This is a genomic window from Rhodococcus sp. As11 (genome assembly GCF_048957735.1).
GTDB lineage: Bacteria > Actinomycetota > Actinomycetes > Mycobacteriales > Mycobacteriaceae > Rhodococcus > Rhodococcus gordoniae.
Map to the genome: position 1 here is coordinate 1 of NZ_JARDJE010000027.1, position 14,812 is coordinate 14,812.

The following is a 14,812-nucleotide window of genomic DNA, read 5'->3' on the forward strand; positions in this document are numbered from 1 at the left end:
TGGCACCGGCGTTGACCGCATAACCCGACACGAGGAATCACGCGACGATCTCGCACACCACCTCACGGGACTTGACCGCGATCGGCCGGTCTCCGGCACCGTCCCGGCCCAGAAAACGCGCTCACCTCGGGATTCGAGGCTGACGGTGCGTAAACGGCAATTTACGACTCCGACCCCGCAGAAACCGTGGGTGACCACGCCACCTGAGTCCGATACGCACGATTAACCGTTTTTGTTGTCGGGATGCAGCGAAGATTAGCGAGATGGACCCGACAGGTTAACTGGATGCTGCGAGGGCTGTGCGCGCCCGACCTGCGTTTTCCCGCGTGCTGTGAACATGCCACGGTCTATGTAGAAGCGCCGCCCCGTCGAACCACTGGCCTGCCTTGCGCAGCACGGAGAATGGAGCTGGGCGGACGCCGCCGGACCGGTGATCGGGCTGCGTGCGTACACGGACCTGCGCCGCGTGGGTGTTCGGCTACCGGAGGCGGGAGCGGTCGAGGAGTTCGGCGACATCGAGCAGTTCCGGTGGGTTCATGTGCTGGCGCGGCAAGGCGTGCACCCCCGCAGCAGTGACCCACACAGTGCCGGCTCCGTCGACGGTGACATCCGGGCGAGGACTGCGGATCGGAGTGCTTGAGATCGGCTCCCAGGTGACCGGATCGAGGCGGGTGAACAGCCAGTATTGGTGGTGATCGGCGGGATACACGGCCGGTCCCGGCAGTGGCCACCACCGCCCATGGCCGGAACCGTCCGGGGGATGGCCGACGATCCAGAGCAGGTCATCGATCTGTCCGCCGCCGAGGACATGATCAGGCAGCGAGTTCGGCTGGGCGAGAGTGAGATCGTCGAGTATCCGGTATGCAGCGGTGCCGTCGACGATCGTCGGTGGAAGGCCGATCAGAAACGGCCGATAGGACATCACCGCGGTCTCCAGCGGCGGACCGACGGTTACGGCGCCGTGCAGATCGACCCGGACCAGGCGCGCCGCTCCGAGCGCGCCCGTGGACGGGTCACGCCGGCGAAACAGCAGGACAAACCCGTCCTCGCAGGTCGTCATCGATTCGAGGTCGCCCCACGGCTCGGCCGGGTGCCTCAGCAGGTCCTGTCCCGGGCGGGCGAAGATCAGCTCGGCTGTGCCGCGGTCCGGGACTGCCACGGCGAGCAAGGTCTGGGCATGGGTTGCGCCGTCTCGAATCGGTGTGTCAGTAATCGCCTCGACGGTGCCACCCCGGGGGCAGTGGAAGATTCCGTCCCAGCCGCCCACCCAGCAGCCGTCGGCGTGCGCCCACACCGAACGGGTGCGATCAGCCGGCGGAGCATCGAAGATCTGCCCGGGCACGATGTACTCGCGCACGCGCCGGCCGGCGTCGAGATGCACCACCAGGGGCAGCTCACGGTCGGCGATCCACAGGTCGCAGTCGTGCGCGGATATCGCGGCGGGGATCACGCTCGGCTGCAACGGCGGTGATGGCACATCGGTCAAGTCGAGATCCACCAACACGCCCACCTCGTGAATGCGTTCGACCAGCGGGTCGGGGCCGGTGGGCCGGGCAACATGGGCGAACGATCGCGGGGACGTGGTGACCTGCCGATAGCGACGGGTGCCGGACACCGGCCTGAACGGCGAGTGCGGCAGATCGACCTCGCGCCGGTACCGATCGGATGCGACGCGAATACGCCTGACCCGGCCGCGGATCCGCCCGGTAGTGGCATAGGACAAATCACCGATCAGCCGGCCGGTGACCTCGACCTGACCGAGCACCGGACGACGGGTATACCAGGTGGCCGTCCACCCCACACCGCGCAGCAGCACGGTCCAGTCCCACCACTGCCGTCCGCCCCCGGGCCGCTGCAACGCGGGCTTTCCCGAGTGCAGGGGCTCGGCCACAGCACCAAGCGTGACGATCGACGGATCCGCCGGATCGGCAGGCATCTCCTCGAACAACAACGGAAACACCGCGACGGCACCGATTTCCGGGGGCGGTGTCTCCCCGTCTTCGATCGACACAGCGGTCACCAACACCGGCAGCCGCGTCTGCGGACGCCACCCCTGGTCAGTCTCTGTCACCCTGCCAGCGTGCCCGACACGCTACCGCCGCGCACAATCGGCGATGCGGTCGACCAAGTCGTGCATTCTGCACGAGCGCTGCCGACACACCCGGGCGTGGCATGCTCCCATGCCGCCGCGGTGGGCCGGCTAACCGCGACGAACGTCCCGGGGCATCCGCTCGGCGCGGCCATCGCCGACTCAAGCCAGGGCGTCGGAAGCGTGTGCGGGGTGCACAGCAGCGGGTTGCGCAACGTGCGGGCCATCGCGATCGGCAGGTAGTGCAGGCTGTGGTTGTGCACGACCTCGAAAGCGTCGGCCAACGGTCCTGCGAGATCGAGCATCAACGACAGGTAGGCGTGGTGGTCGCCGAAGAAACCGTCCGCCGGCGGCATCGACATGTCGCTGCGGGCAAGTTCGCTGACCTCGAACGAGGGCACCTCGAGGAACTCGGCCGGCAGTGTGGGGTCCGATCCCGGAGCGGCGCAGAGCGTCACCTCGTGCCCGTCCTTGCCGAGCGCGTGCGCGAGATGCCGCACCTGTGCTTCGAGTCCCCAAGCGCAAGCGGCATGATGGTGCAGGTCATGACATGCTGCTCGTCGGATACCAATGAATTCTGTTCCGTGTCCCGTCACTCGGCGAGCGTGCTTGGCGAGGTGGGGTTTACAACTTCTCCGTCGAGTGCCAGCGCTGGTTGGGCCTGCTCACCGACAAGCCCCTCCGCGGCGGTCTTCATACCTCGGCCGATGCCCTCAAAGGAGATCGCCGGATGGATCGACGAGTGGAACGACAATCCGCATCCGTTCCGCTGGACCAAGACCGCCAACGAGATCCGCAGGTTTCTCGCGACTACCTAGCCAAGATCAACCCCACCACCACAGCAACAGATCAGTGACTAACCTGTGCAATTACTGACGCGGACACGAGTAGCCCCGACAGAGAGTTCGCAAGCCCAGTAATCGGCTATTGGCTCTGCGCGCTTCACATTGGCTCTGCTTACTTCTACGGTCGAGCGCGCACAGTAGTGGCGGGAGTCAAGCCCCACTCTGTTCGGCCGAGGCGGGAGGGCGCCGCCAGTCTCGCGAAGTCAGGCAGTCCGTCGTCGGCGAGAACCTCGTTCCGTATCGACACGTGCACCACGCGGCCCAAGATCAGCGAGCAGTTGCCCACGTCCAGTACCAGATGCTTTTTACACTCGAACGCGATCGGCGCTTCGGCAACCCGAGGCACCGATACCACGGCGCTCGCCTGAGGTGTCAGTCCCACCGTCTCGAACTCGTCCACCGCCGAATCGAATTCGGCAGAGGTGTCGTTCATCTCGTCGATCAACGACTCGGTCCCGATGTTGACGACGAATTCGCCGGTCTCGGTGATGTTGCGCCAACTGTCCTTGTGCCCCATGGACGTGAACTGAAGGATGGGCGGCTTTGTCGACGCAACAGTGAAGAAACTGTAGGGCGCGAGATTGAGCACCCCACCCCTGGATCGGGAGGAGACCCACGCGATCGGCCGGGGCACGACCGAGGCGGTCAGCAACCGGTAGAAACTCGAAGCACGCATCGACGAAGGATCGAAATACGTACGTTCGTCACAGAGACTGCCGAGGTCGTGCATGTGATATCCACTTTCGCTTGCAGGGTCGGTCGGCGGACCCGTCACGTAACTCGGTGCTGCACTCGATGAACGAGCTACTGCCGACAGAGTCGGATGAAGACGGCGAGTTCATCGATAGGGGTCACGACAAATGGCGGTCCGCCCGACCTGAACTACTTGAGATTCCCTGCACAGCAGCGCTTTCTGCGTCTCGCTTCGCAGACGTGGCCACAGGGCATGCAACACCAAAGAAGGCTCCAAACTGCATACAAAACTGGATTCAAACTGAGTGTAGTCGGAATCGGGCCGAGGTCAAGCGCGGCCGAGAAGTGGAGAACAACCGATGCCGACACCCCGATGGGAACTCCGTCGAGACGTCTGCGGTCGGTGCTGCTCGGCAGCTGTGGATCACGGATCCTCGCGTATTCTGTGATGCATGTTCGTCAAGGCTGCCTCGTGATCGAAGGCCTCGAGCGGGCCACACGGGTTCTGGCCCTCTTTTCTTCCGACGTTCCCGAATGGACGGTCAGCGATGTTTGCCGCGAACTGAACCTGCCGAAGACAACGACTTGGGAGTACATGCAGGCCATGACCGGCCTGGGCCTGCTTCGCCGCTCGGCGCGTGGCCGCTATCGGCTCGGGTGGAGAGCCTTCCAATTGGGACTCCGGGCGCGTATGACCTCGGAGATCTCCGGTCCTGCACGGGTGGAGATGAGCAGACTGGTCGAGAAACACTCCGAGACCGTTCAATTGACCTCGCGCTATCGCAACGAGGTGGTCTACCTGGAGAAGATCTCGCCCCGCACCGGCGTGCAGGTGAATCTGACGCGAGTGGGCGAGCGGGTCGCCGCACACTGCACCGCTGCCGGAAAGGTGCTTCTTGCCAACCTTCCGCCTGCCGAGGTGCGGGATATGTACGACGGTGTCGAACTGACACGTCTCACGGATCGTTCGATCGGGTCTCTGGCCGCACTGGAGGCCGAACTGGCCACGATTCGTGGGCGCGGATACGCCCTCGACGTCGAGGAGACCATCGAGGGCATGTGCTCTGTCGCAGCTCCGGTCAGCAACGAGGACGGTGACGTGGTCTGGTCCTTGAGCATGAGCTTCCTCGAGTACCGGCTGGCCACGCACGGCGAGATCTATGCCCAGGCGGTCGTCGACGCCGCAGAGCGACTGTCACATCCGAAAGGTCCGGCCCCCGTCGATGGCGGCATGCGATAGGTCCGCTCCCGGACCGTCCGCTGCGGGCAGCATCCACCTGTTCTGACCAGCGCAAACGTCCGCGTTCGGCTCAGGCGAACAGCGCCGTTGCGGTCTTCTGTGAGCCGGGCTACTTTTTGGACACGGAAGGACGAAAGCCACTCCCGGTCGAGGAGTCCACATCGGTTTCGACTGCTTCCCCTCTGAATTCTCTGGGGCCCGTCGCGTCCCGATGGCTCCCGACATTGCCCGAATCCACCATGAATCACTGCACGGAGATGTCTCAATGATGAATGCACGAAACAAGGCCGACCGCCGAGTCGGAATCGATATCGGGGGGACTTTCACCGATCTCTTCGTGGTGGAAGGAGACGGTTCCGGGCGAATCTACAAGTCGCCCACCACACCCCACGACCCATCCGAGGGCTTACTGAACGGACTGACCAAAGCTGCGGACGCCGTCGGTGAATCGCTGGAGGAATTTCTCGGCGGAGTGTCCACGATTGTGCACGGCACGACGATCGCGACCAACGCTGTCCTGACCCGCCAGGGCGCGAAGACCGGCTTCGTCACCACACGGGGATTCCGGGACCTGCTGAACATGCGCCGCGGCATCCGGGACCGTCAGAACGACTCCAAGTACGCGCCGCCGGCTGCGCTGGTGCCTCGCGACCTCGTTGCCACCGTGCGCGAACGCATCGACGTGATGGGCAACGAGATCGTGGAACTGCATGAGGACGACGTCAGAGCCGCGGCACAGCTGTTCCGGGAGCAGGGTGTCGAGGCCGTGGCCATCTCCTATCTGTGGTCCTTCCTGAATCCATCCCACGAACAGCGCACCGCAGCAATCCTGCGGGACGAGCTCCCCGGTGTCTTCGTGACGATGTCCCACGAAGTACTGCCGCAGATCCGCGCCTATGAGCGACACAGCACCACGGTGCTCAATGCGTTCGTGGGCCCCAAGCTGCAGAACTACCTGGCCAACATCAAGCGTCAGCTGGCCGACCGCGGTTTCGACGGAACCCTGCTCATCGTCCAATCCAACGGTGGTGTGATGTCGCCCGAGATCGCCAGTGAGATGGCCGTCAACGCCCTGATGTCCGGTCCGGCGGCTGCACCGGAAGCAGCCCTGCAGTACGCACGCCGCCACGGCTCGCAGGACGTCATCACCGTGGACATGGGCGGTACCAGCTTCGATGTTGCCCTTGTGCACGGCGGGGAGCCCCTGCTCACCAGCGACAGCGAGATCGGGGGATATCGTGTGGCCCTGCCGATGCTCGATATCCACACCGTGGGTGCCGGCGGCGGCTCGCTGGTGTGGGTCGACTCCGGCGGTATCCTTCGCGTCGGTCCGCAGAGCGCCACTGCCACCCCCGGACCGGCGTGCTACGGCCGTGGTGGTGAGAACCCCACCACCACCGACGCCGACCTGCTCATGGGCTACCTGAACCCGGACCTGTTCGGAGACGGCGCCTTCACCCTGGACGTGGAGGCCGCCCGCAAGGCCGTCGAGGAGAAGGTCGCCGGGCCCCTGGGTCTGTCCGTGACGGAGGCTGTCGAAGGGATCTACCGAGTGGTCAATGCCACTATGGCCGAGGCCGTCAATGCGGTGTCCGTCAAGCGTGGTTTCGACCCCCGCGAGTTCACCTTGGTTGTGGCCGGTGGCGCCGGGCCGATCCATGCCGTGCCAATCGCCCAAGAACTTGGTATCAGCAAAATCATCGTTCCCCGAGAGTCTTCCGTGTTCTGCGCCGTCGGTACCCTGTTGACCGACCTCAAACACATGTACGCCCGCACCTTCGTGTCCGAGATGCCCTCATTGGACCTGGACAAGGTCAGCGAGTTGTACCGGGAAATGCGGAACGAAGCCATCACCACGCTGCGGTCGGAGAACGTGGCCTCGAAGGCGATCGAGCTAATCTTCACCGCCGATCTACGCTACGTCGGACAGTTCGACGAGATCGAAGTTCCTCTGGAGTTCGACGGCGACCTCACGCCGTCGGCACTCAAGCAGCTCATCGCCGACTTCGAGGACAAACACGAGAGTCTCAACGGCTACTCGATGCCCGGAGAGGCCACGGAGCTGATCAACGTGCGCCTCACCGCGTTCGGCCGCACTAGCAAGCCTGCACTCACCGAAGACCCCTCGGCCGGTCCGGACCCGTCCACCGCGCACAAGGGCACCCGCGAAGCGATCTTCTCGGGCGCACGCATTCAGGCGGACGTCTACGACGGTCTCGCCCTGCGGCGTGACAACCGCATCGTGGGTCCCGCAATCGTCGAACAGCCCACGACCACCGTGGTCCTCATCGAGGGCTACGCCCTGACGGTCGATGCTCAGGGAACTTACGTCATCGAACCGGCCAACTGACCGGACCGAAAGGAACACAGCAGATGACACACGCACGAACCACGTCCGACCCCATCCTCGTAGCGGTGATCGGCAATGCCCTGGACGGCATCACCCGTGAGATCGGTCAGACCATGTTGCGCACGTCGCGTTCACCGATCTTCGTGGAAGCTCGAGATTTCGCCACCTCCATATTCAGCGCGGACTGCCGGCTGCTGGCGCAGACCCACTACATTCCCGTCATCGGCGGAGCCACCCCCTACGCGCAACGCGCCATCGTGGACTTCTTCGGCGACGATGTGCACGACGGCGACGTCTTCATCCACAACGACCCGTTCAACGGCGGCTCCCATCTGCCTGACATCACCATCACCCGGCCCATCTTCTGGGACGGCACGCTGGTCTTCTGGGCAATGACCAAGGGACACAACGCCGACGTCGGTGGCGGAGGCGTAGTCGGCTTCAATCCCGCAGCCCGCGACGTCCTGGACGAGGGAATCCGAATCCCACCGGTCCGCATCATCGACCGGGGCACGCTCCGTAAAGACGCCTGGGAGCTCATTCTCGCCAACGTGCGCATGCGCTCGCTCGTAGAGAGCGTCCTGAACTGCCAGATCGGCGCCACCGCTATCGGCGAGCGTCGGTTGCACGCACTCCTGGACAAGTACGGTGCCGAGACGCTCAGCGACGCCACCGATGAGCTGATGCGAGCCAGTGCACGCCAGGTCCGCGCGCAGATCGCCCAGATCCCCGATGGGGAGTACAGCGCCGAGAGTCTGGTGGACAACGACGGTCTCGACAAGAGCCGACCCTATCGGATTGCCGTGACCATCAAGGTCGACGGTGACAAACTCACCTTCGACTTCGGCGACAGCGACCCGCAGGCCCAGGGATTCATCAACAGCCCGATCGCAAATACGGTGGCCTCGGCCCATCTCGCCCTGTTCGGATCCATCGACCCGGACATTCGCTATAACAGCGGCGCAATCGACCCTATCGAGGTCGTCGCCCCCGCGGGCTCCATCGTCAATCCCAGCGACCCGGCACCTGTGGCAGCCTGCACCGTCCCTACCTGCGAAGCGATCGCAGGAGCGGTCTGGACGGCGCTGTCCCAGGCCATGCCGAGCCTGGCCCACGCCGGCTGGGCACGCTGGTGCACCCCCGCCACCATGGGGGTCAATCCCCGCACCGGGCGCCCGTTCGGCGATCTACACTTCCTGGGCAAGGGCGGCAGCGGCGCCACCGAAGGATTCGACGGCTGGGACCACCTCTCGCCCGCGAACACTCTGGGCGGACTGCGCACCCCGGACCCCGAACTCCATGAACTGGATACTCCGTACGTGCTGGAGGAACTCGAGTACCTTCCGGACAGCGCCGGCGGCGGCCAGTGGCGTGGTGGGCTGGGTGTGCGTTACCGGTGGAGGGTGCAGGCCGACGACATCGCGTGCGCAACCTATGGCAGCGGATTCCTGCCGGCAACCGCACCCGTGGGCCTGCTCGGCGGCCTGCCCGGCATCGTCCAGCGCCTGACCCTGGCCCACGGTGACGCCGATCCCGTCGAGATCGACACCAATTCCTTCTACACGCTCAACGAGGGCGATGTCGTGGAAGTCATCTCCAGCGGCGGCGGCGGATTCGGCGACCCGCATCTTCGCGACGCCGAACTGGTGCTGCGCGACGTCCGGGACGGCGTGGTCTCCGTCGACGCCGCGCGGATCGTCTACGGAGTCGCCATCGATCCGGACACGCTGGAAATCTGCCAGGACGAAACCCGGGATCTGCGCGCCGCCACTCGTTGACATCTGCGCACCACACCTACTTGGGCAGAGCGACCGGTTCACACGAAGCCAGACCAATACCACACGAAACAAAGGAGTTTCACTATGGCCACGACCGCGCTCGCGGTGGCCGCCAGCCACGCTCCAGGACTGATCGGCATGTTCGACCAGGCCCCGCCAGAGTCGCAACGGGTCGTGTCATCGGCCTACGGTTCCATTGCGAAGCAAATTCGTGAGGCCGATCTCGACGTGATCATCATGGTGGCGAACGACCACATGGCCAACAATCGAATTCGGGAGTACCCCGATTTCGTGATCGGCATGGCGCCGGAGCATCGCGGCCCAGCCGAATTCTTCAAGGACTGGTTGTCGTGCGGTGAGTACACAGTGCCCGGACGGCCTGACATCGCAGAAAAAGTCTTCAACGGTCTCAGCCGGCGGGGCGTACGCGCGTCTGCGACCCGCGATAACCTCAACTTCGACGACAACATTTCGGTTCCTGTGGTCAAGACCGAGATCGAAGCCAGCGGCGTTCCGATCATCCCCATCCTCCAGAACGTCACGGTTCCACCCCTCCCGGACCAGAACCGCTGCTACGAGATCGGTCAGCACCTCGCGGAGGTCATCGCCCACGACCTGCCGGACGATCTTCGCGTGGGACTGTTCGCCACCGGCGGCATGAGCCACGAGCCGGGCGGCATACGGGATTTCTGGATCGATGAGGAATTCGACAAGTGGTTCCTCGGACTGCTCGCCAACGGCGATCACGACAAGATTCTGTCCGAAGTGACACCCGAGCGTCTGGACCAGGCCGGCATCGGCGGCACCGGGGAACTGCTCAGCTGGATCCTGGTCATGGGTGCCATCGGCGAGCGGTTCTGCGACGTACTCGGGTACACCGCCTGGGACCAGTGGCGTTGCGGCATCGGCGCAGTCAGCTGGGACATGACATCAGCGCCTGCCGGCAACCAAAAGGAGCAATCATGAGTCTGGAGAACATCAATCGAGCTCTGGTCTCCCACGATCTGGTGCAGGACCTCAAGTGGAACCCTGACCTGCGTCGGGAATTCGAGGAGGACCAGGCGAGCGTCCTCGACCGCTACGACCTGACACCGGCAGAACGAACAGCCATAGAACAGCGGGACTTCCGGACCCTCTACGACCTGGGATTCCACCCCTACCTGGGGGCACAGTTCGCCCGGATCCTGTTCGCCAACAACAAGTCGGGTGCCACCAGTGCGGTCCAACTCCTGCTGGCATCGATCCGCCGAGAACCGGTACCGGACAGCCCTGAAACGAGTCAGCGATGACACCGAATTCGGTCTTGCAGACACCGGTCGAGTCTCGGGACGAGCCCACAGGAACCGGGGGACATCGCGTCCATCACCTGCCCGCCGGTCCAGACACCGTCCGGGTAGGCGTGATCGACGCGGCCGCGCCGCCGGTCCTCACCGTGAACTCCGGCGACGAGGTCACCATGTCCACCTGGGGACATTGGGGCAACCGGGTGACACCGGAGACGGTCATCGGGGACTTCCCGCGCATCCGCGAGGAATTCCCGGAGGCACTCGGCCCGCACTCGATCACCGGACCCATCCACGTGTGCGGAGCCCGCCCCGGCGATGTGCTGGTAGTCGACGTCCTCGAACTCGTCCCGGCCGCCCACGGGTTCAACCTCGTGGTGGCCCATCCCCGCGGACGAGGTGTGCTGCGCGACCGTTTTCCCGACGGCATGATCCGTCACTTCGACCTGGACCGCGAATCCATGACCACGACCCTCGGCGCGAACGTGACAGTGCCACTGAAGCCGTTCCTGGGCATTATGGGAGTTGCCCCCGCCGAGGACGGCCCGCGGAGCACCGTGGAACCCGGACCGTTCGGGGGCAACATGGACCTCTCCGCGCTGCTCGTCGGTGCTCGTCTCAGGTTGCCGGTATTCCGCGACGGCGCCGGCTTCTACTGCGGCGACGGTCATGCCGTCCAGGGCGACGGCGAGGTGAATCAGACCGCAATCGAGACCGGCATGGACCACGTGCGGCTGCGGTTCACCGTGGAGCGGGGTGCCCGGTTGCGGACTCCCCGTGTCGAAACCGCCGATCATTTCATCTCCACCGGCTTCGGGGGCACCCTCGAGGCCGCCGCGCATGACGCGGTGGAGGACTTGGTGAACTGGCTGGTGGACGAGGGCCTCAGCGCCGACGAGGCCTACAGTCTGTGCTCCATCGCCGCGGATGTCCGGGTGACCCAGATGGTGAACAACATCGTGGGCGTCCACACCGTCATCGAGAAACTCACCCGTCAATCCTGACCGACCAGCAGTAGAGCCCTCGGAATCCACTCATTCTCGGAGCACCGGCAGCGGAACTGACTGTCTGCCGGTGCCTCAGGGAATCAATTCCTACCGCTCCCCTACGCCGGAATCGCCGTTCATTCAGTGAAAGGAATGTCTGTGACAACCCTCCACATCCCCGACTACCGGACCGACGCCTTCTTCGGTTTGGAAGACAAGTGGCTGCAGACCGGCGACGGTGAGCTCACCCACTACCACGAACTAGGGAAGGGAACTCCGATCCTGTTCCTGCACGGGTCCGGAACGGGGGTGACCGCGGCGGCCAACTGGTGGCTGAATCTGCCACGGATCGCGGAACAGGGCCGCTGCATTGCCATCGACTCCATCGGCTACGGCCAGACTGTCGTAGCGCCGGGCACCGAATACGGCATACGGGAATGGGTCCGTCACGCGGTGCGCGTGCTGGATGCTCTCGGCATCGACAAGACCTGGATCGTGGGTAACTCCATCGGTGGCTGGGTGGCGCTGCAGTTCGCCATCGACTTCCCCGAACGCCTGCTGGGCATCGTTTCGATGGGCACCGGCGGGGCGAAGAAGACGGCTGCCCTGGCCGGCCATGCCAAGCCCGAACTGTCCGAAGCGGGCATTCGCCGCACTCTGGAGCAATTCGTGGTGGATACCTCCCTGATCACCGACGAACTGGTCAGCCTCCGTTACCGAGCCGCCCTGAACGACACCGCGTCGGATCGCCTCATCGAGGTGGTCGCAGCTCGAGACCGGGACCGCGACGCACTGCCTCTCGACTTCGAGGCCTTGTCCCGATTGAACATCCCGGTACTGCTGATCCACGGCGTGCAGGATGTGGTCATTCCGGTCTCGCGGACGTGGGAACTTCTGAACACGATCCCGAACGCCGACTCGTACATCTTCGGCCGGTGCGGCCATTGGTCTCAGATAGAACGCGCCGGCGAATTCAACGACGTGGTCAGCCGGTATCTCACCTGGCACGACGTCACCATGAACGACTCCCCGGCCTTCCCTCGCGAGTGACGGCGGCGTAACAGACCGAGACTGCGCGGTGCCGGTGGTCGGCACCGCGCAGTCTTCGTCAGCGTCATACCGCGAGGTTCGCGGCCGACAGCTGCTGCCCTCCAGCCGGGCTTCCGATACCACGGATTCCGAAACCGCTGTCCGCCCAGAGACATTCACCAGTCACAATTCTGGCGGCGTCCGATGCCAGATACGCGAACGCAGCGGCGTAGTCCGAAGGCTCGGGGATGAAGCCGAGAGGAATGACTTCCTCGGCACCGGGCAGAACCGCATCGATGGGTTGCTGTTCGAGACGTTCCAGACCCTCCATACGCGTACGGGCAACACCGATCGCGACACCGTTTACGCGCACGTGTGGCGCGCACTCCCATGCCAGTCCACGCACGATACCCAGATTTGCATGCTTGGTGGACACGTACAGCGCGCCGTCGTCGACAGCGCGGTAGCTCGCGAGTGAACACGAGAAGATCATGTTGCCGCCGGTGCGCAGGAGCTCGGGTAGGGCGGCACGGGCGCCCAGGAGGTACCCTTTGACATTGATCGCGTAGATCTCGTCCACGGCTGACTCGAGCCGGTCCAGTGGGATCTGCGACAGGGACAGGTTGCCTGCCCCGACACCGGCGTTCCCGACGAATATGTCGAGCCTCCCGAAGTGATCCACGGCCTCGGCAACCGCTGTGCGGTTGTCGGCAAGATTCTCGACCGAGCCGATTGTGACGTGTGTGTCCGACCCGAGGTCGCTCTCGAGCCGCTTCGACGCGTCGACGTCCCGGTCCAGCACCGCGACCCGTGCACCGGCGTCGAGGAATCCCTCGACGACTGCGCGCCCGATTCCGTTCGCTCCCCCGGTTACCAGAGCGACTTTTCCTTCCAAGGATCCCATATTGTTCCTGTCTCTTTCGGGCGCGGGCATCAAGCCGTAATCGCGCCACCGTTGATGTCGATGACCGAACCCGTGATGAATCCGCCGGCGTCGGAAACGAGATACGGGATCACTCCGGCGATCTCGTCCGGACGCCCCAGCCGCCCCATCGGAATGCGACTCGTCATCGCGGCTTCGCCGTCGCCTCCGGACGCGACAAAATAGTCCGCGAGATGCTCGGTCCCGATGGTTCCGGGATTGACCACATTCGCCGTGACGCCGTGGGCAGCGACCTCGAGCGCGAGCTGGCGGGTGAAGCCCACCAGCCCGGATTTGGCGGCCACGTAGCCGATGGCGTTGTCGCGCTGCGGCGCTGTTGTGACGATCGACCCGATGTTGACGATGCGCCCCCACCCGCGCTCGATCATTCCTGGTAGTGCCCACTGGCACAACAGGAATGGCACCGTGAGGTTGACAGCAAGTTGGTCGTTCCACTCGTCCGGAGTCGAATTGAGCGTATCAACCGGCCTGGTGAATCCGCCGGCGTTGTTGACCAGGATGTCCACGGTGTCGACCAGTCGCCACAGCGCAGTCCTGCCTTGAGCGGTTGTCAGATCACTTGCGCATCCACGGACCCGGCCCGGTGCCGCCTGGCGGAGCTGATTCACCTTCTCCTCGACCTGCCTATGATCGCGGGCACACACGACGACGGTCGCGCCATGATCGAGCAGTGCTGCGGCGATCGCGGCCCCGATACCGCGGCGGGCGCCGGTCACCACCGCGACCCTGCCCGTCAGATCGGTCGCTGTCATCGGGCACCGACCCGTCCGCCCGGTTTGGCGATGCCGCGGATGGCCAGGCCGCTGTCGACAGCTACCAGAGTGCCGGTCATCGCGGCGGACTCGGTGCGCGATGCCAGCATCGTGAATACGCCATCGTAAGCAGAGACCGGGGCGACCTCCTGGGTGGGCAGCGCCCGATCGGTCCCGTCGAGTATCGAGTTGGTGATCGCCTGGCCGAGTGATTCGGTGCCACGCAACCGGGTCGGGGCGACTCCGGGCGCGACACCGTTGACTCGCACGTCCGGCGCGAACTCGTACGCGAATTGGCGGATCAGACCGTGTACGGCGTGCTTGGAGGCGGTGTACAGCGAGCCGCCACCTGCTGCGTTGGTGCTCGCGAACGACCCGGTGAGGATCACACTGCCGCGGGAAGCGACGAGCGCGTCGAAACAGGCCCGCACGCCGAGCATCGGTGCGAGCACGTTGACACCGAAGAGTTCGTCGAACGCCCCGGGTAGCTGTTCGCCGGTGATGTCCCCGAGTCCGCGCGCGTTGTCGGTGATACCGGCGTTGCCGACGAAGACGTCGATTTTGCCCCATGCGTCCAGCGCAGTCTGCGCGGCGGTGGTGTTGCCCGTCCAGGTGGTCACGTTCGCGACAACGGGTACCACGGCATCGCCGAGTTCGGCAGCGACGTCGACGACCTTCTCCGAAACGTCAACGGCAACGACGCGTGCGCCCTCGGCCACGAACCGTGTCACCACGGATCGGCCGATTCCGGCTGCTGCGCCGGTGAATACGACAACTTGATCATCCAGTGCACCCATGAGACGTCTGCTCCAATTCGTCGTCGT

12 protein-coding genes and 1 pseudogene are annotated in these 14,812 nt (G+C 64.6%); 7 read left to right on the forward strand and 6 right to left on the reverse strand.

Features of this window, described 5'->3' with window-relative positions; genetic code table 11:
* Positions 1-478: 478 nt before the first annotated feature.
* The 3 genes and pseudogenes from PV766_RS22045 to PV766_RS22055 form a co-directional block, all read right to left on the reverse strand.
* Entirely contained in the window at positions 479-2,071 is a 1,593-nt protein-coding gene (locus PV766_RS22045; RefSeq protein ID WP_421097884.1) for a hypothetical protein, read from the reverse strand.
* Positions 2,072-2,166: 95 nt separating this feature from the next.
* Positions 2,167-2,655 (reverse strand): annotated as a pseudogene (locus PV766_RS22050) (glycosyltransferase); the annotation flags it as partial.
* Positions 2,656-3,052: 397 nt separating this feature from the next.
* Entirely contained in the window at positions 3,053-3,664 is a 612-nt protein-coding gene (locus PV766_RS22055; protein ID WP_421097885.1) for a flavin reductase family protein, read from the reverse strand.
* Between the two features lie 435 nt (positions 3,665-4,099).
* Here PV766_RS22055 and PV766_RS22060 point away from each other — a divergent pair, with 435 nt between their 5' ends.
* From PV766_RS22060 to PV766_RS22090, 7 genes are all read left to right on the forward strand, one after another.
* Positions 4,100-4,867, forward strand: coding sequence for an IclR family transcriptional regulator (locus tag PV766_RS22060; protein ID WP_421097886.1), 768 nt, complete (start codon positions 4,100-4,102; stop codon positions 4,865-4,867).
* 265 nt (positions 4,868-5,132) lie between these two features.
* The gene (locus PV766_RS22065) at positions 5,133-7,217 is read left to right on the forward strand and encodes a hydantoinase/oxoprolinase family protein (RefSeq protein ID WP_421097887.1); all 2,085 of its coding nucleotides are present in this window, start codon (positions 5,133-5,135) and stop codon (positions 7,215-7,217) included.
* Between the two features lie 23 nt (positions 7,218-7,240).
* Entirely contained in the window at positions 7,241-8,995 is a 1,755-nt protein-coding gene (locus PV766_RS22070) for a hydantoinase B/oxoprolinase family protein (protein WP_421097888.1), read from the forward strand.
* An 84-nt stretch (positions 8,996-9,079) separates the two neighbouring features.
* Positions 9,080-9,961, forward strand: coding sequence for a hypothetical protein (locus PV766_RS22075; protein ID WP_421097889.1), 882 nt, complete (start codon positions 9,080-9,082; stop codon positions 9,959-9,961).
* Positions 9,958-10,284: a hypothetical protein gene (locus PV766_RS22080; protein ID WP_421097890.1), complete on the forward strand. Its 327-nt coding sequence runs from the start codon at positions 9,958-9,960 to the stop codon at positions 10,282-10,284. The genes PV766_RS22075 and PV766_RS22080 overlap by 4 nt, the downstream gene beginning before the upstream one ends.
* A gap of 110 nt (positions 10,285-10,394) precedes the next feature.
* On the forward strand, positions 10,395-11,282 hold the full coding sequence (locus PV766_RS22085) for an acetamidase/formamidase family protein (RefSeq protein ID WP_421097891.1): 888 nt from the start codon (positions 10,395-10,397) through the stop codon (positions 11,280-11,282).
* 135 nt (positions 11,283-11,417) lie between these two features.
* Positions 11,418-12,314 carry an alpha/beta fold hydrolase gene (locus tag PV766_RS22090; RefSeq protein WP_421097892.1) on the forward strand — a complete coding sequence of 299 codons (897 nt, stop codon included), beginning with the start codon at positions 11,418-11,420 and terminating at the stop codon, positions 12,312-12,314.
* Positions 12,315-12,378: 64 nt separating this feature from the next.
* Here the strand turns inward: PV766_RS22090 and PV766_RS22095 are convergent, their stop codons facing one another.
* The 3 genes from PV766_RS22095 to PV766_RS22105 are packed head-to-tail and all read right to left on the reverse strand — an operon-like array spanning position 12,379 to position 14,785.
* A complete protein-coding gene (locus PV766_RS22095) occupies positions 12,379-13,227 on the reverse strand; it encodes an SDR family oxidoreductase (protein ID WP_421097893.1) in 849 nt (282 codons plus the stop codon).
* On the reverse strand, positions 13,227-13,988 hold the full coding sequence (locus tag PV766_RS22100; protein ID WP_421097894.1) for an SDR family NAD(P)-dependent oxidoreductase: 762 nt from the start codon (positions 13,986-13,988) through the stop codon (positions 13,227-13,229). Before PV766_RS22100 ends, PV766_RS22095 begins: the two co-directional genes overlap by 1 nt.
* Positions 13,985-14,785: an SDR family NAD(P)-dependent oxidoreductase gene (locus PV766_RS22105; protein WP_421097895.1), complete on the reverse strand. Its 801-nt coding sequence runs from the start codon at positions 14,783-14,785 to the stop codon at positions 13,985-13,987. The genes PV766_RS22100 and PV766_RS22105 overlap by 4 nt, the downstream gene beginning before the upstream one ends.
* Between the last annotated feature and the right edge of the window lie 27 nt (positions 14,786-14,812).